The organism is Kitasatospora sp. NE20-6 (assembly GCF_045862635.1).
In genome coordinates this window covers 94,656-111,098 of sequence record NZ_BPRL01000003.1, presented here as the reverse complement: position 1 = coordinate 111,098, position 16,443 = coordinate 94,656, and the positions used below count along the sequence as shown (strand labels likewise).

13 protein-coding genes are annotated in these 16,443 nt (G+C 75.2%); 8 read left to right on the top strand and 5 right to left on the bottom strand.

Annotation, left to right across the window (positions count from 1 at the left end; all coding sequences use genetic code 11):
* Positions 1-67 precede the first annotated feature (67 nt).
* The 4 genes from SNE206_RS02800 (at position 68) to SNE206_RS02785 (ending at position 4,820) form a co-directional block, all read left to right on the top strand.
* Positions 68-1,636, top strand: coding sequence for a long-chain-fatty-acid--CoA ligase (locus tag SNE206_RS02800; protein ID WP_407911703.1), 1,569 nt, complete (start codon positions 68-70; stop codon positions 1,634-1,636).
* A 96-nt stretch (positions 1,637-1,732) separates the two neighbouring features.
* Positions 1,733-2,302, top strand: a complete 570-nt coding sequence (locus SNE206_RS02795) for a TetR/AcrR family transcriptional regulator (protein ID WP_407911702.1) — start codon at positions 1,733-1,735, stop codon at positions 2,300-2,302.
* A gap of 113 nt (positions 2,303-2,415) precedes the next feature.
* Entirely contained in the window at positions 2,416-3,303 is an 888-nt protein-coding gene (locus tag SNE206_RS02790) for an AAA family ATPase (protein ID WP_407911701.1), read from the top strand.
* A gap of 98 nt (positions 3,304-3,401) precedes the next feature.
* On the top strand, positions 3,402-4,820 hold the full coding sequence (locus SNE206_RS02785) for a VWA domain-containing protein (protein ID WP_407911973.1): 1,419 nt from the start codon (positions 3,402-3,404) through the stop codon (positions 4,818-4,820).
* A 59-nt stretch (positions 4,821-4,879) separates the two neighbouring features.
* Here the strand turns inward: SNE206_RS02785 and SNE206_RS02780 are convergent, their stop codons facing one another.
* Both SNE206_RS02780 and SNE206_RS02775 read right to left on the bottom strand, forming a co-directional pair.
* On the bottom strand, positions 4,880-5,581 hold the full coding sequence (locus SNE206_RS02780) for an SDR family oxidoreductase (protein WP_407911700.1): 702 nt from the start codon (positions 5,579-5,581) through the stop codon (positions 4,880-4,882).
* Between the two features lie 150 nt (positions 5,582-5,731).
* Positions 5,732-6,781, bottom strand: coding sequence for an NAD(P)-dependent alcohol dehydrogenase (locus SNE206_RS02775; protein WP_407911699.1), 1,050 nt, complete (start codon positions 6,779-6,781; stop codon positions 5,732-5,734).
* Positions 6,782-6,880: 99 nt separating this feature from the next.
* Between SNE206_RS02775 and SNE206_RS02770 the strand changes: the two genes are divergently transcribed.
* Complete coding sequence (locus SNE206_RS02770) at positions 6,881-7,840, top strand: helix-turn-helix domain-containing protein (RefSeq protein ID WP_407911698.1); 960 nt, start codon at positions 6,881-6,883, stop codon at positions 7,838-7,840.
* A gap of 100 nt (positions 7,841-7,940) precedes the next feature.
* Complete coding sequence (locus tag SNE206_RS02765) at positions 7,941-9,995, top strand: protein kinase domain-containing protein (protein WP_407911697.1); 2,055 nt, start codon at positions 7,941-7,943, stop codon at positions 9,993-9,995.
* Between the two features lie 75 nt (positions 9,996-10,070).
* On the opposite strand, the gene SNE206_RS02760 is transcribed toward SNE206_RS02765, so the two are convergent.
* On the bottom strand, positions 10,071-10,673 hold the full coding sequence (locus tag SNE206_RS02760; protein WP_407911696.1) for a superoxide dismutase: 603 nt from the start codon (positions 10,671-10,673) through the stop codon (positions 10,071-10,073).
* Between the two features lie 414 nt (positions 10,674-11,087).
* On the opposite strand from SNE206_RS02760, the gene SNE206_RS02755 reads away from it, so the two are divergent.
* Positions 11,088-12,377, top strand: a complete 1,290-nt coding sequence (locus SNE206_RS02755) for an IS701 family transposase (protein ID WP_407911695.1) — start codon at positions 11,088-11,090, stop codon at positions 12,375-12,377.
* A 148-nt stretch (positions 12,378-12,525) separates the two neighbouring features.
* Here SNE206_RS02755 and SNE206_RS02750 read toward each other — a convergent pair whose 3' ends face one another.
* Entirely contained in the window at positions 12,526-14,013 is a 1,488-nt protein-coding gene (locus SNE206_RS02750) for a PucR family transcriptional regulator (protein WP_407911694.1), read from the bottom strand.
* A gap of 285 nt (positions 14,014-14,298) precedes the next feature.
* A complete protein-coding gene (locus tag SNE206_RS02745; protein ID WP_407911693.1) occupies positions 14,299-14,679 on the bottom strand; it encodes an ArsR/SmtB family transcription factor in 381 nt (126 codons plus the stop codon).
* A 213-nt stretch (positions 14,680-14,892) separates the two neighbouring features.
* Between SNE206_RS02745 and SNE206_RS02740 the strand changes: the two genes are divergently transcribed.
* Positions 14,893-16,404 (top strand): MFS transporter, encoded by a 1,512-nt coding sequence (locus tag SNE206_RS02740; RefSeq protein ID WP_407911692.1) that lies wholly within the window; start codon positions 14,893-14,895, stop codon positions 16,402-16,404.
* The last annotated feature ends 39 nt before the right edge of the window (positions 16,405-16,443 follow it).

Genomic DNA, 16,443 nt, shown 5'->3' with positions numbered 1-16,443 from the left:
GCCGCGTCCCCGTGCCCGGGCACCACACCGCCGGACCGACCCGGCCGACACCCGAAAGGGCCCTCCCGTGACCCTGTCCCTCGCCTGCATCCTCGCCGAGGCCGCCCGCAGGTACCCCGACCGCACGGCCGTCGTCGACGGCCCGCTCCACGAGACGTACGCGGCGCTCTGGGCGGGCGCGCTCGCCCGCGGCGCCGCCCTGCGCGAACTCGGCGTCGGGCCCGGCGACCGCGTGGCGCTCATGGTGCCCAACACCGTCGACTTCCCCCGGGCGTACTACGCGATCCTCGCCGCGGGCGCCGTCGTGGTGCCCGTGCACCTGCTGCTCACCCCGGCCGAGGTGGCGTACGTGCTGAAGGACAGCGGCGCCGGGCTGCTGCTCGTCGACCGGTCGCTGGCCGGGGCGGGCGCCGAGGCCGCCTGGCTGGCGAGCATCCCGGTCGTCAGCGTCGGCGGACCCGAGGGCGCCCCGGAGGCCGACGCCGCCTGGCGCGGCGTGCTGCCCCGCCTGGAGGACACGGCCGCCGCGACCGCCCCGCTCACCACGTACGCCACCCGGCGGCCCGAGGACGCGGCGGTGTTCCTCTACACCAGCGGCACCACCGGCCGGTCGAAGGGCGCCGTGCTCACCCAGCTCAACCTGGTGATGAACGCGGTCGTCAACGCCTTCGACGCCAACGACGTGAGCTCCGAGGACGTCGTCCTCGGCTGCCTGCCGCTGTTCCACGCCTACGGGCAGACCGTCGCGATGAACACCACCTTCCGGGTCGGCGCGACCCTCGTGCTCATGGGCCGCTTCCGGCCGGAACGCGCCCTCGAACTGATGACCGAGCACCGGGCGACGATCTTCCACGGCGTGCCCACCATGTACGTCGCCCTGACCGAGGCGGCCGCCCGGCGGCGGCCCGGCCCGCTCGCCCTGCGGATGTGCGTCTCCGGCGGCGCCTCCCTGCCGCTCGCCGTGCTCGAAGCCGTCGAGAAGCACCTCGGCGCACCGGTCTTCGAGGGGTACGGGCTCTCCGAGACCTCCCCCACCGCGACCGTGAACCAGCCGCAGTTCGGCTCCCGGCCCGGCACGGTCGGCCACCGGATCTGGGGCGTCGACGTGGAGATCGCCGTGCCGGAGAGCGACCCGCCGGCGTTCCTGCCCGCCGGGGAGCTCGGCGAGATCGTGGTGCGCGGCCACAACGTCTTCGCCGGCTACCACAACCTGCCCGAGGAGACCGCCGCCACCATGGCCGACGGCTGGTTCCGCACCGGCGACCTCGGCACCAAGGACGCCGACGGCTTCGTCACCATCGTCGACCGCACGAAGGACGTGGTGATCCGCGGCGGCTTCAACGTCTACCCCAGCGAGGTCGAGGACGTGCTCATGCGCCACCCCGGCATCGGCCAGGTCGCGGTGATCGGCGTGCCCCACCCCGTGCACGGCGAGGAGGTCTGCGCGGTCGTCGTGCCCGCCGACCCGGCCGCACCGCCGGACCCCGCCGAGATCACCGCGTGGGCCGCCGCCCGGCTCGGCCGCCACAAGTACCCCCGGCAGGTCGAGATCGCGGAGTCGCTGCCGCTCGGCCCGAGCATGAAGGTGCTGAAGCGCGAACTGCGCCGCACCGTCACCCCGGCCACGGGCGCCTGACGGTGCACCACCCGCCGGCCGCGGGGACCGGGCCCGCCCCCGGAGGCCGTACACCGATCGGTTTCCCCGGCGGCCCCGGCGCGGTAGCCTCGCCGTATGGACACCACGGCCAGGCCCTCCCCCCGCGACCGGCTGCTGGACGCCGCCGCCGACCTCTTCTACCGGCAGGGCGTCGGCACCGGGATCGACGCGCTCTGCAAGGCCGCCGGCGTGTCCAAGCGGTCCATGTACCAGCTGTTCGCGAGCAAGGACGACCTGCTGGCCGCCTCCCTCGAACGCCGGGCCCCCGGCTACGCCGCCGCCCTCCTGCCCCCGCCCGACGACCCGCGGCCGCCCCGGGCCCGCCTGCTCGCCGTCTTCGAACGGCTGGAGGAGCTCTCCGCCGCACCCGGCTACCGCGGCTGCCCCTACCTCGCCGCCCAGGTCGAGCTCAAGGACCCCGGCCACCCGGCCAGCATCGTCGCGGGCCGGGTCAAGCAGGGCCTCACCGAGCACTTCCGCCGCGAGGCGGAGGCCGGCGGCGCCACCGACCCCGACCTGCTGGCCCGGCGGCTCACCCTCCTCTTCGACGGGGCGGCCGCCCGGTCCGGCGTGCAGGCGGAGACCCTCCCCGGCCTGGCCGTGCCCACGGCCGCCGCCCTGCTCGACGCGGCGGGCGTGCACTGAGCGGGCCACCCGCCCCGACCCGCCGCCACCGCCCTCGCCCGACGCGTGCCCACCTCGCCCCGCACGGCGCACCGCGCCGGGCGCACAGCCTCACACGGACAGGAGTTGACGCGATGGCCGCCACCGACGGACACGGCGCCGGGACAGGTTTCTTCACCTCGGTGGAGGACGTCTCGGCGCGGCTCGCCGAGGCCGGCTACCTCGCCTCCGCCGCCGTCGCCACCACGGTCTTCCTCGCCGACCGCCTCGGCAAGCCCCTGCTGGTCGAGGGCCCCGCAGGCGTCGGCAAGACCGAACTCGCCAAGGCCGTCGCCCGGGTCGGCGGCGCCCGGCTCGTCCGGCTCCAGTGCTACGAGGGCATCGACGAGGCCCGGGCGCTCTACGAGTGGAACCACGCCAAGCAGCTCCTGCGGATCACCGCCGGCCGGGACGAGAGCTGGGACGACGCCCGCGGCGACATCTTCGGCGAGGAGTTCCTGCTCGCCCGCCCGCTGCTCACCGCCATCCGCGGCGACGAACCGACCGTGCTGCTGATCGACGAGACCGACAAGGCCGACGTCGAGGTCGAAGGACTGCTCCTGGAGGTCCTCGGCGACTTCCAGATCACCGTGCCCGAACTCGGCACGATCACCGCCACCCGGCACCCCTTCGTGCTGCTCACCTCCAACGCCACCCGCGAGCTCTCCGAGGCACTCCGCCGCCGCTGCCTCTACCTGCACCTCGACTACCCGGACGCAGCCCTGGAGGCGCGCATCGTCCGGCTCCTGGTGCCCGGCCTGGACGCGGTCCTCGCCGACGGCCTCGTGCAGGTCGTCGGCGCCCTGCGCGCCATGGAGCTGCGCAAGGCGCCGTCCGTCGCGGAGACCGTCGACTGGGCCCGCACCCTGCTCGCCCTCGGCGCCGACACCCTGGACGACACGGTGATCCGCGACAGCCTCGGGGTCGTGCTCAAGCACCAGGACGACATCATCCGCGCCGCCGCGAAACTGGCACCCGCGTGACCGGGCAGGCGGGCGGGCAGGTGACCGGGCAGGCGGGCGGGACGGCGGGCGGGCAGGGGGGCGGAGCGCCGGACGGCCTGCCCGAGCGGCTGACCGGCATGGTGCGGGCGCTCCGCGGGCACGGCCTGCGCATCGGCCCGGCCGAGACCGTCGACGCCGCAGCCGTCCTCCAGGCGCTCGGGCTCACCGACCGTGCGTACGTCCGGGCCGGGCTCGCCGCGGCACTGCTCCGCGGCGAGGGGCAGCGCCCGGTGTTCGACGCCGTCTTCGACCTCTACTTCCCGCTCGGCGTCGGCGCCCCCACCGGCACCGCCCGCCCCGGGGAGGAGGGCCGCGCCGGCACCGGCGCGCCGGACGTCCCCGCCGACCGGATCGCCGGACTGGTCGCCGACCTGCGCGACCGGCTGGCCGCCGCCCTGGCCGCCACCGACCCCTCGGACCCCTCGGACCCCGCCGCGTCCGGGCGGCTGGCCCGGATCGCGCGGGAGGCGGTCGAGGTGCTCGGCCGCTACGGCACCGGGCCCGGCTCGGACGGCTGGTCCGCCTACCAGACCCTCGGCCGGCTCCAGCCCGAGACCCTGCTCGCCCGGGTGCTCGCCGCCGTCCGGGCCGGCCGGGGCGCTGACCACGCCGCCGACGTCACGGACCGCCTCGTCGAGGACGAGATCCGCCGCCGGATCCGCGCCTTCCGCGGCATGGTCGCCGGCGAGGCCCGGCGCCGGGTCGCCGAACTGCGCGGCACGGAACGGATCGCCGAACGGGCCGTCGCCCCCACCCCCGACCGGATCGACTTCCTCACCGCCGGCACCGACCAGCTCGCCGAACTGCGCCGCACCGTGCACCCGCTGGCCCGGAAGCTGGCCACCCGGCTCGCCGCCCGCCGGCGCCGCGCCGCCCGCGGACGGATCGACCTCCGGCGCACCCTGCGGCGCTCCCTCGGCACCGGCGGCGTACCGCTGCGCCCGGCGTACCGCCGGCGCCGGCCGGCCCGGCCCGAGATCGTGCTGCTGTGCGACGTGTCCGGCTCGGTCGCGGGCTTCGCCGACTTCACGATGCTGCTCGTCCGGGCGATGCGCGACCAGTTCAGCCGGGTGCGCGTGTTCGCGTTCGTCAACCGCACCGCCGAGGTGACCGACCTGGTCGCCGCGGGCACCGCCGACCCGGCAGGCCTGGCGCAGCGGATCCTCACCGGCGCGGCCGTCACCGGCTACCACGGCAGCAGCGACTACGGCTCCGCGCTGGGCGAGTTCGCCGCACGCCACCTCGACGCCGTCGGCCCGCGCACCGCCGTCCTCGTGCTGGGCGACGCCCGGACGAACGGCTGGGATCCCGACGTGGACGCCCTGCGACTGGTCGCCGACCGGGCCCGCCGGGTCATCTGGCTCAACCCCGAACAGGCCTCGCTCTGGGGGTCCGGCGACTCCGCCGCGCAGGAGTACGCCGCCGTGGTCGACATGTACGCCTGCCGCAACACCCGCCGGCTCGGCGAACTCGTGGGCGGGCTGCTGCCGGTCTGACGGCGCCGGGGCGGGTCGTGCGGGGCGCCCGGGGCCGCGGATCGCGCGGGGCCGGCCGGTCAGGCCGTGAGCTGCGGGTAGAGCACGGCGAGGTCACCGGCGAGCCCGGCCTTCACCCGGCGGGAGACCTCGTCGGCGAGCACCTCGTACGCACCGGCCTCGATGCCGTCGAGCGCCCGGGCCGCGACGTCCGCGGGGTCGGACTTCGGCCCGTCGACACGGGCGGTCATGTCGGTGTCCACGTAGCCGACGTGCAGCCCGGTGACGGCGATGCCGCGCGGCAGCAGCTCCAGCCGCAGCGCGTTGGTCTGCGCCCACAGGGCCGCCTTGGAGGCGCTGTACGAGCCGGCGGTGGCGAGCCAGGAGAGCGCCGAGTGCACGGTCAGGATGTGGCCGCCGCCGTTCCGCTCGATGACCGGCACGAACGCGCGGGTGGTGAGCAGCGGGCCGTAGAAGTTGGTGTCGAACTCACGGCGGACGTCGTCCACCGGCGCGTCGAGGAAGGACGCCCCGACCGCGGCGCCCGCGTTGTTGATCAGGAGGGTGACGTCCTGGGCCCGTGCGGCCGCGGCGGCCACCGACGCGGGGTCGGTCATCTCCAGGGCGAGCGGGACGGCGTCGGGGTGGGTGACGGTGCGCGGGTCGCGGGCGGTGGCGTACACCTTGGCGGCGCCGCGGGCGTACAGCGCCTCGACCAGCGCCCGGCCGATGCCGCGGCTGCCGCCGGTGACGATGGCGGTGACGCCCTCGATGTCGGTCATGGGAGTGCTCCCCTCGGAGGAAACCGATCGGTTTCCATCAAGGTAAACCGATCGGTTTCCCGACGCAAGGGCGACCGGCCCGCCCCGGTACGACACGGCCCGGTACGGCGCGGCCGATGCCGTGCCGTACCGGGCCGGGGCCGGGCTCCGTCAGATGGTGGAGGTGTCGATGACGAAGCGGTAGCGGACGTCGCTGGCCAGCACCCGCGCGTACGCCTCGTTGATCTCGTCGGCGCGGATCACCTCGATCTCGGCGCCGATGCCGTGCTCGGCGCAGAAGTCCAGCATCTCCTGGGTCTCCGGGATGCCGCCGATCATCGACCCCGCCACCGACTTCCGGCCGCCGATCAGGGAGAAGGCGGCGAGCACGGCCGGCTTCTCCGGGGCACCGATCTGCACCAGGGTGCCGTCCGTGCGCAGCAGGGAGAGGTACGCGCCGAGGTCGAGGTCGGCGGAGACGGTGTTGAGGATCAGGTCGAAGGTGCCGGCCAGCTCCGTGAACGTCGACGGGTCCGACGTCGCGCGGTAGTGGTCGGCGCCGAGCCGCAGGCCGTCCTCCTGCTTGCGGAGCGACTGGCTGAGCACCGTGACCTCGGCCCCCTTCGCACGGGCCAGCTTCACCCCGAGGTGGCCCAGGCCGCCCAGGCCGACCACCGCGACCTTCGTGCCGGGACCGGCACCCCAGTGGACCAGCGGCGAGTACAGGGTGATGCCCGCGCACAGCAGCGGCGCCGCGGCATCCAGCGGGACGGCCCCGGGGATGCGGAGGACGTAGTTCTCGTCCACCACCACGTGCGTGGAGTAGCCGCCGTAGGTCGGTTCGCCGTCACGGCCGACGCTGTTGTAGGTGCCGACCATGCCGCTGCCGGTGCAGTACTGCTCCAGCCCGGTGCGGCAGTTCTCGCACGTGCGGCAGGAGTCGACGAAGCAGCCGACACCGACCCGGTCGCCCACCGCGTGGCGGGTCACCTCCGGCCCGACCTCGGCGACCACGCCGGCGATCTCGTGGCCCGGCACCATCGGGAAGGTGCCCACCCCCCACTCGGCGTTCACCTGGTGGATGTCGGAGTGGCAGATGCCCGAGTACCGGATGTCGATCAGGACGTCGTGCGCGCCCGGCACCCGCCGGGGCACGGTCGTCTTCTCCAGCGGTGCCTTCGGGGACGGGGCGGCATAGGCGGAGACAGTCGTGTGGGTCATACGGAGCAGCCTGCAACACCCGGCCGGACGGAACCAGACCCCCACTGGACGTACGCACGGCATTCGTACCACTGCGGGACTCACCCTCATACTTCCGGTATGGACATGCGCACCGAGCTGAGCGAGTTCCTGCGCTCCCGCCGGGCCCGCCTCCGGCCGGAGGACGTCGGCCTGCCCCGGTACGGCGGCCGGCGCCGCGTCCCCGGCCTGCGCCGCGAGGAGATCGCACAACTCGCCGGCGTCAGCACGGCGTACTACATCCGCCTCGAACAGGGGCACGGCGAGAACGTCTCCACCGCCGTCCTCGACGCCATCGCCGGCGCCCTGCAGCTCGACCAGGCGGAACGCGACCACCTCGACCGGCTCGTCCGGCCCGTACCCCGCCGCTCCCGCGGCGCCCAGCGCCCGCAGCGCGTACGACCCGCGCTCCAGCAGCTCCTCGACGCCATGGCCGACGTCCCCGCCTACGTGCTCGGCCTGCGCATGGACGTGCTCGCCTGGAACACCCTGGCCTGCGCGCTCGTCGGGGACTTCCCCTCGATGCCGCCCGAGCAGCGCAACATGGCCCGGCAGGTCTTCCTCACCCAGGCCGCGCGCGACCTCTACCGCGACTGGGAGGCCAAGGCCTCCGACGTGGTCGCCGGGCTGCGGATGGACGCCGGACGCATCCCCGACGACCCGAAGCTCACCTCCCTCATCGGCGAACTCTCCGTCAAGAGCGAGGACTTCCGCCGAGTCTGGGCCACCCACGACATCCGCGACAAGGGCCACGGCGTGAAGGAACTCCACCACCCCGTCGTCGGCCGCCTCACGCTCCGGTACGAGATGTTCCGGCCCCCGGGCGACCCGGACCAGGTGCTGCTCACCTACCACGCCGAGCCCGGCACACCCTCCGCCGACGCCCTCCGCCTGCTGGCCTCCTGGGCGGGCGGACGCGCCGACGGCCCGGCCGCCGAAGGGCCGGGCGGGGACGGGGTTCCGGGCGGAGGCGCCGGCGGTCGGGGCGTCCGGCGTCCGCGTCCCGTCGAGGGCAGCGCCGCGGCGGCCGACGGGCCGTAGACGCCTTCCCGCCTCCCGCGTGACGCCGCGCCGGCGCGACCCGATAGGTTCTCGGACGATCATTCGATGGTGCCGTACCGGCCGGGAAAGGGGACGCGCCGTGGAAGGCCAGCTGATCGACGGACGCTACGAACTGAGGGAACGGCAGCACGGCGGGAGAACGTCCGCATGGACGGCCCACGACCACGAGGAGCACCGCACCGTCACGGTCACGCTCCTCGCGGGACCGGCCGCCGACCCCGCCACCGCCGGGCGGATCCTCGACGAGGCCCGCACCGCGGCCGCCCTGCCGGACCACCCCCACCTCGTACGCGTCATCGCCGCCGGCCGGGACGACGCCACCGGCCAGGTGTACGCCGTCACCGGACCCGAAGCGGGACGCGGCCTCGACGAGGTCCTCGCCGGTGACGGCGTCCCCGACCCGGCGCGCGCCACCGAGTGGATCCGCCAGGCGTGCGACGGCCTGGCGGCGGCCCACGCGGCCGGGCTGGTGCACCGCCGCATCCGGCCCGCCGCCCTGCTCCTCACCCCGGCCGGGACGGTGAAGATCCGCGGCCTCGCGATCGACACGGCCACCGCCGCTGCCCCCGCTCCCGGGGCACCCGGCGCGGGCGGGCCAGGCTCCGCGGGTGCCGCGGGTGCCGGGAACGGCGGGGGCACCGTGCTCACCGACGTCCCGTGGATGTCGCCGGAGCAGGTACGCGGGACCGGCGACGTGGACCACCGCAGCGACCTGTACGCGATCGGCTGCGTGCTCCACCATCTCCTCACCGGCGCCGCGCCGTTCGGCCACCGCGAGGTGACCGTCCAGTTCGGCGCGCACCTGCGGGAGACCCCGGCGCCGCCGAGCCGGCAGCGTCCCGGCCTGCCCGCCGGGCTCGACGCACTCGTGCTGCGGCTGCTCGCCAAGGCGCCGGAGGACCGGCCCGCGGACGCGCACGAGGTGGCCGCCGAACTGGGCGGACTCTCCGAGGACGTGCGGGCCGCTGCCGCCGCCGCGTCGCCGTACGCCGCCGGGTTCCCGGCCACCGCCGCGCCGGTCACGCCCGATGCAGCGTTCACGCCCGATGCAGCGTTCACGCCCGATGCAGCCTTCATGCCCGATGCGCCGTTCACGCCGGACGCGGCACTCACGTCCGGGGCGCCATCCGCGTCCGGGTCGGCGGGCACGGCCGACGCACCGCCGGCCGACGGTGCAGCGCTCGCCCCCGGCGCACCCTTCACCCCCGCGCACGGACTCACGCCCGAGCAGGCGTTCACGCCTCCCCCGGGCTTCACGGTCACCGAAACGTTCACCCCCTTCGAGGCGTTCGAGGAGGAGCCCTGGTGGCGCCGACGGGCAGGCGGCCGCGCCGGTGTCGTGGCGGGGAGCGCCGCGCTGGCCCTCGCCCTGGTCGCGGGCCTCACCTGGGTGATCGGCAGCCGGGACACCGGACCGGACATCGCCGCGGGACGGCCCGGGGCCGCCTCCTCCGCCGCTGCCGCCGGAGCTCCGCTCGACACCGGTGCGGCCGCCACCGACCCGCCGGGCACCGCCCCGGCCTCGGCGGCGGCCTCGGACGGCAGCACGCCTTCCGGCCCCGCGGCGTCCGGCAGCCCGTCGGCGGCCGGTGCCACCGGCGCCCCCGCATCGCCCACGGGCACGGCGACCCGGCCGGGCGGCGCCACCACCGGTCCGGCCGCGCCGGGCACCACCGCGGCACCGACCACGGCCCGTCCCACCACCGTGGCGCCGACCAAGGCGCCCCCGTCGCCCGGAACCGGCGCAGCCGCATACGGCTGCAGCGGCGGGCTGGTCGGCAGCTATCCGGTGAAGACCGGCAGCGGCGCCGTGCTCGGCTACTTCTACATCTGGTTCGACAACACGAGCGGCCGGAACTGCGCGGCCACGATCAAGACGGTCAACAGCGGCTACGGCACGGCGTCCGCGGTGAAGGCGTCGATCAGCCGGTGCAGCAACGCCGCGGCAGCCGCGACGTGCACCAAGGTGGCCGGGACGACCAGCACCGACGAGGGCAACTTCACGATGTACGCGGGGCCGGTGCGGGTGGCCGCCGCGTCCACCTGCATCACCGGCTACGGCAGCATCACCTGGGGCGGCGCCACCGGCACCACGGCGAGCAGCCTCGGCAGCCGTGCGGTGCACTGCAGCTGACGGCACGGCGGTACGGCGGGCCACCGCCGTACCGCACCGGAGCCGGAGCCGGAGGCCGGAACCGTCAGGAGCGGCTCAGCCGCCCGCGACCGCGGTGAAGCGGGTGGTGACGTCCTGCCAGTCGACGACGTCCCACAGGCGGGTGACGTAGTCGGGGCGGACGTTCCTGTACTGCAGGTAGTAGGCGTGCTCCCAGGCGTCGAAGGCGAGCAGCGGGGTGGTGCCCTGGCCGACGTTGCCGTGGTGGTCGTAGACCTGCTCGACGATCAGGCGCTTGCCGAGGGGCTCCCAGGAGAGGATGCCCCAGCCGGAGCCCTGGACGCCGACGGTGGCGGCGGTGAGCTGCTTCCTGAAGGCGTCGAAGGAGCCGAAGTGCTCGGTGATGGCGTCGGCGAGGGCGCCGTCGGGGCGGCCGCCGCCGTCCGGGGAGAGGTTCTCCCAGAACAGCGAGTGCAGGACGTGGCCCGACAGGTGGAAGCCGAGGGTCTTCTGCAGGCCCACCAGCCCGCCGAACTGCTCCTTGTCGCGGGCCTCGGCGAGCTGCTCCAGCGTGGTGTTGGCGCCGTTGACGTAGGCCAGGTGGTGCTTGGAGTGGTGCAGTTCCAGGATCTCCGCCGACATGGCACGCTCCAGCGCGGAGTAGTCGTACGGAAGGTCGGGAAGCGAGTAGACGCCCATCAGGTGATGTCCTCTTCATCGGTACGGATCATGCGAGGGACACTCTATTGCGCATGACTTGCAACAGAGAACTACATGCTTCAGCATGTTCGATGCGGGGCCGGTACGTCGGCCGAGCAGGGCACCCGTCCTTCCTGACCGATGATCGTCTTCCCAGCCGGCGCCTGCCGGGACGCCCGCCGGCCCCGCCCCGCCGCCGCCGCGGGCACCGGCCCCGGCGGCGTTCCGGCGTGCCCGGATGCGCGGCGCAGCCTCCTGCGGCGGCCGGCGACCTGACAAAGTCCGGGGGCACCGGGTGCCGCAACAACCGTCCCCCGCCCGAATCAGGTGGCCTGCCCACCTCCTCCGGGAGCCGCCCCGCAGGCAGGCTTGAAGGGACGAACCGGATTTCGCGCGTAACGCGGTGGGAGTGACGTGAACATCCCTGTCTGCAACGAACGATCGACGCTCGACCTGTTCTCCCCCCGGCAGCTGCCGCAACCCGCGGGCTACGGGCGGGTGCTGCGGGAGGTGGTGGTGCAGGAGCTGTCCGACGCGCTCTTCGCCTCGCTCCCGCGGCGGGACCAGCGCCAGCGGGGCGAGCAGTACCTGCGGGGGCTGCTGGGCACCGAGGGCCGCAAGTCGATCCGCAACATCGCCGCCGGGCTCGGCAGCCCGGCGGCGGAGCAGCGGATCCACCACTTCATCAGCAGTTCGACCTGGGACTGGATGCCCGTACGGGCGGCGCTGGCCGCCTACGTCGAGGCAGCGGTGACCCCGCGCGCCTGGGTGGTGCGGCCGATGCCGATCCCCAAGGCCGGGAAGCACTCGGTGGGCGTCGACCACGGCTTCGACCCGCACCGGGGACGGGAGTTCTACGGTCAGCAGGCGTTCGGCGTCTGGCTCGCCGCGGACACGCTGAGCACGCCGGTGAACTGGCGCCTGCTGCTGCCCGATTCGTGGGCCGGCGACCCCGCCCGCCGCGACCGGGTGGAGATCCCGGGCGGGGTGGGGGGCGAGACGCCGGAGGAGTGCGCGGCGGCCGTGCTGGAGGACATCCTGGCCTGGTCACCGCCGGCCCGGCCGGTCGTGCTCGACATCTGCTCGGCGCACGCGGCCGCGTCGGTGCAGCGCTTCACCCGGGCCGGGGTGCCGGTGATCGCCCGGCTCGCGGCCAACGCCCGTTTCACGGTGGGGAGTACGGTCCTGCCGGGCTACGGCATGGGCCCGCTCACGGCCCGCCGGATCCTGGAGTCCGTCAAGGGCCTGCGCAGACCCACGGCCTGGACGGACCCGCGGGATCCGTCCGTGCTGCGCAGCGGGCTTGCGGCGACCGTCCGGGTGACGCCCGCGAAGGAGCCGGGCGGGGGCCCGTCGACCGGCGAGGTCGTGCTGCTCGGCCGGTGGCGGGACGCCCACCGGCCGCCCGCGGAGCTGTGGCTCACCAACATGACCGCGGCGTCGCGCGGCACGCTGGTGCAACTGACCGACCTGGCGGGCCGGGTCGGGCACGCGCTCGGCGGCACCGGGGCGGAGGCGGGCCTGAAGGACTTCGAGGGGCGTTCGTTCGGCGGCTGGCACCGGCACATCACGCTGGCCTCGGCCGCGCACGCGGTGGCCGTGCTGGCGGGCAGCCGGCGGGAGTCGTCCGGTCACGTCACCGGCCGCTCCGCGGCCCGGCTGCCGGCGCAGGACACCGGCCCCTGTCCGCCCCGGGCGGCGTGACCACGGGCAGGACGGCACGGGGTGACGGCAGGGCACGGAGTGACGGCGGGGCACGGAGTGACGGCGGGGCACGGAGTGACGGCGGGGCACGGGCACCCGGCGCGGCACCGCGCCCGGGGTCGCGCCCGGAACCGGTGACGCGGCGGGCTCAGACGTGCCGGCCGTCGGGCGTCAGGCCGTGCTCGCCGCGGGGGTGCTGGGGCATGCCGGCGGCCCGCGGCCGGGCCGCGCGCTGCCGGTGCAGGACGTCCTGGGTGCGCAGCAACCGGAGTGCGAGCTGGATCTCCAGTGCGCGTTCCGGCTTCTGCCAGCCGGGGCCGAGGAGTTCGCCGATCCGCTCCAGGCGGCGGGAGACGGTGTTGGCGTGGACGTGCAGCGTCTCGGCGGCCCGGGTGGGGCTGCCGCCGGCGGCGAAGTAGACCTCCAGGGTGCGCGCGAGGTCGGTGAACCGCTCGTTGTCGTACTGGAGCACGGGGCCGAGGGCGGAGTCGATGAAGCCGCCGATGTCGTTGTCCTCGGCGAGCAGCAGGCCGACGAAGCCGAGGTCCTCGGTGGAGGCGGTGCTGCCGGCGCCGTCCAGGGCGATCAGCACCTCCAGGCAGCGGACGGCCTCCCGGTGGAGTCCGGCGACGGCGTCGAGTCCGGCGGCGGGACCGGCCGCGCCGACGGAGACGGGGTGGCCGAGCAGCGGGGTGAGTTCACCGGAGACGGCACGGGCGGCGGCGGAGGCGTCGGAGCCGGGCACGAGCAGGGAGATGCAGTCGCCGTGCTGCGACTTGAGCCCGGCCATGCGGTACGCGTACGAGGATGCCCAGACGATGGCCTTGCCCTGTTCGCCGCCCTCGGGACGGGCGACGAGCACGACGTGCGGGGCGCCGGGGTCGATGCCGAGTCTTCGGGCGCGTTCGCCGAGCTGGCGGGCGGAGCGGGCGGGACCGGCGAGGAGGTCCTCGAAGAGTTCGTCGCGCAGCGGGCCCTCCGCGACGGCGGTGCTGCGGTCGGCGAGGAGGGTGAGGAGGCCGACCGTCTGGGCCACCGCCTGCAGGAACCACTCCTCGGACTCGTCGAGGGCGCGGTCCGTCCGGAGGAGGAGCACACCGCGGTGGCGGCCGCCCGCGGTGACCGCGGCGGCCCGGACGCCTGCGGACAGGACGGGTACCGGGCCGCCGGTGTGCGGCGCCGGCGGCACGGCCTCGGCGGCGAGCTGGTCCAGGGCGGTCACCGAGCCGGCGCCGGCGAGGGTGCGGCCGGCGGCGTCGCGCACGAGGAGGTCGCCGCCGAGCGCGCCGGAGGCCTGCCGGACGACGCCGTGCACGTCGCCGCCGTTCAGCACGGCGGTGGTGAGTTCGCCGTGCACCGCGTGGAGGTGGCGGGCGCGGGCCGCGGCCCGGCGCAGCCGGACGGTGTCCGGCGCGGCGGATGCGGTGGCGGGCGGCAGGCCGGGGGCGAGGACCGCCCCGGCGGTGCGGGCCAGATCCACCGCGGCACGGAGCGCGGCGAGTTCGGCGGTGGGCGCGCCACGGCCCACGGCGTCCAGCAGGAGGTCGTCGAAACAGGCCGACGGCCCGCCCGAGGCCAGTAGTTGAAGGACCGTCAGCGCAGGGTCGGTCGGCGAGGCCGCCTCGTACCGCTCCACACCGACAACCCCCGCCACTCGCGAATCAAGCCCGGCGCAAGGAGAACATATGTGCCCACCCGGAGTACGGTCAAGCTCCCGCGTGACCGGTCCGTGACTGTCCGGCACCACCGGGCGGCCCGTGTTTGCGCAGGTCCGGCCGGACCCCGCGGGCCCGGGCGGCACGATGGGGCGCAGGCAGAACGGGCGCGGACTGAACAGACGCGGACGGGACGGCGGGCAGGACGGCAGGCGGGGGCGGGGGCGGACCGGCCCGGAGCCGCCGGCGGGCGGGCACCGCGGTGTTCACCGCCCGGCGGGGCCGGCGGTCCCGTCCGCAGCAGCGGATCCCCCGACGGCGGCGGGCGCGGGGCCCGCGGCGTCGGCGGAGTCGATGGCGGCCAGCACGGAGTCGAGCAGGCCGGGGAAGCGGGCGTCGAGGTCCTCGCGCCGCAGCGAGAGCAGCAGTTCCCGTCCGGACGGTTTCTGCCAGATCAGGCCGCCCTCGCGGAGCACCCGCCAGTGGTGGGTCAGGGTCGACTTCGAGACGCCGGTGAGCAGCGCGCCGCAGGGGTGCTCGCCGCCGGCGGCCAGGGCGCGGACGACCCGCAGCCGCATGGGGTTGCCGAGGGCCACGAAGAGGTTCTCCAGGGTGATGTTGTCCCGGGTGGGGTGGGTGACAGCCATGCCCCAAAGTAACCCGGCCGTCCTCGTACAGTCGAACAATTCTGTCCGCTGCCCTCGTTTTCGCAGGTCACAAGAGTGCTGGGGGCGTGCGGACCTGACAGGGCATCGGCCTGCCGTTGACAGGCCCACCCAAACCGTACGACGATCCACGTACATTCCTACGGTGCGAACGTCCGCGTACCGTCGTACCCTGAGAAAGGTCGTCGTACCCCCATGACTGCCACCGCTTCCGCCCCTCACCCGGGTGCCGGAACCCCGCGTCTCGGCTGGGTCCTGGCGCTGCTGGCGTTCGCCCAGCTGATCATCTCGCTCGACTTCAACATCGTGTACGTGGCCCTGCCCGAGATCGGCGCCGAGCTCGGCTTCACCGACCAGTCCCTCCAGTGGGTCGTCAGCGCCTACGCGGTCGCCTTCGGCGGGTTCCTGCTGCTGGGCGGCCGGGCCGCCGACCTGCTCGGCCGCCGCAACATGTTCGTCCTCGCCCTCGGCCTGTACGCGCTCTCGTCCCTGGTCGGCGGGTTCGCCGGCGACCCCGGCACGATGGTCGCGGTGCGCGCCGTGCAGGGCCTCGGCGGCGCACTGCTCTTCCCCGCCACCCTCTCGCTCATCAACACGCTGTTCGCGGAGGGCCCGCAGCGCAACCGCGCACTCGCCGTGTGGGGCGGCGCCGGGGCCAGCGGCCTCACCCTGGGCTCCCTGCTCGGCGGCGTGCTCACCGGCGCCTTCGGCTGGGCGTCGGTGTTCTTCGTCAACGTGCCGCTGGCCGGCATCGTCGCGATCGCCGCCCTCACCGTCATCCCGCGCGACCGCCGCTCCGGCGAGCGCCGCAGCTTCGACCTGCCGGGCGCCGTCACCGCCACCGCCGGCGTCACCCTGCTCGTGTACGTGCTCGTGCAGGGCCCGGAGAGCGGCTGGGGCTCGGCCGGCATCGTCGTCAGCGCCGTCGCGGCCGTCCTGCTCCTCGGACTCTTCACCCTGATCGAGGCCCGCAGCAAGGACCCGCTCATGCCGCTGCGGCTGTTCCGCAACCGCAGCCTGGCGGCCGGCATGGCGGTCACCTTCATCTTCATGGGCACCTTCAGCGCCCTGCCGTACTTCCTGACCGTGCTCTTCCAGAGCGTGCACGGCTTCAGCGCGCTGCAGACCGGCCTCGCCTTCCTCGTCCCGTCGCTCTCCATCGCCGCCGGCACCCAGATCGGCGAGCGGATGGCCACCCGCACCGCCACCCGCACCACCCTGCTCACCGGCCTCCTCGTCGGCACCGTCGGCACCGCCGTCCTGGCATTCGGCATCGCGGCCGACGGCGGCTACGGCTCGGTCGTGCCCGGTCTGGTGGTCTCCGGCATCGGCCAGGGCATCACCTGGACCGGCATGTGGATCGCCGCCGCGTCCGGCGTCGACGCGCACGAGCAGGGCATCGCCTCCGGCATGGCCTCCACCACCCAGCAGATCGGCGGCGCCGTCGGCCTGGCCGTCCTCATCGCCATCGCCAACTCCGGCACCGACGGCCTGCAGGGCGACCTGCTGCGCACCGCGATGGCCGACGGCACCCGCACCGCCGTCTACGTGGCGGCCGCCGGCATCCTGCTCGGCGCGATCGTCGCCCTCGCCCTGCCCGGCCGGCGGCCGGCCCTGCCGACCGGCCCCGTTTCGCCCGATGCGGCCGCCGGGCCCGCCGACCGCCACGCCGGCACCGCCCCGGCCGGCGCCCGCAGCCAGGCCTGACCGGGCCCGGGCGCGGCGGGGAGCGGGGGCACGGCCGTC

What these genes read in the sequence shown, in the direction of transcription:
- SNE206_RS02795 (WP_407911702.1), top strand. Translation starts at nt 1,733, where the DNA reads ATGGACACCACGGCCAGGCCCTCCCCCCGCGACCGGCTGCTGGACGCC.
- SNE206_RS02790 (WP_407911701.1), top strand. Translation starts at nt 2,416, where the DNA reads ATGGCCGCCACCGACGGACACGGCGCCGGGACAGGTTTCTTCACCTCG.
- SNE206_RS02785 (WP_407911973.1), top strand. Translation starts at nt 3,402, where the DNA reads ATGGTGCGGGCGCTCCGCGGGCACGGCCTGCGCATCGGCCCGGCCGAG.
- SNE206_RS02780 (WP_407911700.1), bottom strand. Translation starts at nt 5,581, where the DNA reads ATGACCGACATCGAGGGCGTCACCGCCATCGTCACCGGCGGCAGCCGC.
- SNE206_RS02775 (WP_407911699.1), bottom strand. Translation starts at nt 6,781, where the DNA reads ATGACCCACACGACTGTCTCCGCCTATGCCGCCCCGTCCCCGAAGGCA.
- SNE206_RS02770 (WP_407911698.1), top strand. Translation starts at nt 6,881, where the DNA reads ATGGACATGCGCACCGAGCTGAGCGAGTTCCTGCGCTCCCGCCGGGCC.
- SNE206_RS02760 (WP_407911696.1), bottom strand. Translation starts at nt 10,673, where the DNA reads ATGGGCGTCTACTCGCTTCCCGACCTTCCGTACGACTACTCCGCGCTG.
- SNE206_RS02745 (WP_407911693.1), bottom strand. Translation starts at nt 14,679, where the DNA reads ATGGCTGTCACCCACCCCACCCGGGACAACATCACCCTGGAGAACCTC.
- SNE206_RS02740 (WP_407911692.1), top strand. Translation starts at nt 14,893, where the DNA reads ATGACTGCCACCGCTTCCGCCCCTCACCCGGGTGCCGGAACCCCGCGT.